This window comes from Caballeronia glebae (assembly GCF_001545035.1).
Taxonomy (GTDB): domain Bacteria; phylum Pseudomonadota; class Gammaproteobacteria; order Burkholderiales; family Burkholderiaceae; genus Caballeronia; species Caballeronia glebae.
Map to the genome: position 1 here is coordinate 1 of NZ_FCOJ02000165.1, position 1425 is coordinate 1425.

The 1425-nt window shown below is 58.0% G+C and carries 1 protein-coding gene; it reads left to right on the top strand.

The window, feature by feature from the left end; genetic code table 11:
* Positions 1 to 116: 116 nt before the first annotated feature.
* On the top strand, positions 117 to 1385 hold the full coding sequence (locus AWB82_RS36620) for an IS256 family transposase (RefSeq protein WP_086974106.1): 1269 nt from the start codon (positions 117 to 119) through the stop codon (positions 1383 to 1385).
* Positions 1386 to 1425 lie beyond the last annotated feature (40 nt).

The following is a 1425-nucleotide window of genomic DNA, read 5'->3' on the forward strand; positions in this document are numbered from 1 at the left end:
GGAGTTATGGTCGAAACTGGTGTTCGGGGCGAGGCGGGGATTTGGAGGCGGTGGAGGTTTAGCTGAGAATGTTGCTTGTCGAGAGTAACAATCAGTCAAACCGGGATCCACCACCAATGAAGAAGGTTACAGAAGAAACGAGCTTCGGTAAATCGGAAGCAGCAACCAGCGGACTTGACGATTTGATTCAACAAGGCGCGCGGCAAATTATCCAGCAAGCGATCGAGGCCGAATTGGCAACACTGCTCGAACGGTTTGACAATGTGAAGACGCTTGACGGAAGGCGGACTGTGGTTCGCAATGGCTACCTCCCCGAGCGCGAGGTCGTCACGGCGATTGGTCCGGTCACGGTAAAGGTACCGAAGGTGCGCGATCGCTCAGGCTCGGGCGTGAAGTTTAATTCGAACATCGTGCCGCCCTATATTCGTAAGTCACCCCGCGTGTCGGCGGCTTTGCCCTGGCTGTATCTACGCGGCGTCTCAAGCGGCAACATGAGCGAGGCGCTGAGCGTGCTGCTGGGTGAAGAGGCCAAAGGTCTTTCGCCCAACGTGGTCAGCCGTCTGAAGGCTCAGTGGGCCGAAGAGCACGCCCTGTGGAATCAGCGTGATCTATCACAAGCTCGCTGGGTCTACTGGTGGGCCGACGGCATCCACACGGGGCTGCGAAGTGATGATTCGGATGGCCAGTGCTTGTTGGTCATCATCGGCGTGAAGCCAGACGGAACGAAAGAACGCGTAGCAATCGGCGACGGCTACCGGGAGTCCAAGGACGCCTGGTGCGAGCTTTTGCTGGATCTGAAAGCGCGAGGCCTACAAAGCGGTCCGCTGCTCGCGAGCGGCGACGGAGCAATGGGTCTGTGGGCGGCCTTGGCCGAAGTATTTCCAAAGACTGGTCATCAGCGCTGCTGGTTCCATAAAACTGGAAATATCCTCAACGCCTTGCCCAAATCACAGCATGGTCGGGCCAAAGCCGGGCTGCAGGAGATTTGGCAAGCCGGCACGCGCGAAGAAGCGCTCGCGGCTTTCGACCGCTTCATTGACGCCTATTCGGCCAAGTACCCGAAGGCGGCTGAAAAGCTCACGAAGGATCGCGACGAGTTGCTGGCCTTTTATGATTTTCCCGCTGAACACTGGCAGCACTTGAGAACGACCAATCCGATTGAGTCAACCTTTGCCACCGTTCGGCATCGAACAACCCGCACGCGCAATTGCGTTTCGCGTCCGACCTTCCTCGGCCTTGCATTCAAGCTGATCGAGTCGGCGGAACAATCATGGCGGCGCATTCGTGCGCCAGAAAAGGTCGCCTCGCTGCTCGAAGGCATCCCGTATAAAAACGGACTACCGGTGACCGACAGCACACCGGCTCAGCAACCGCTTGCCGCCTGACCGGGCCCCGCCTGGCAAACACCAGATTTGACAATAACTC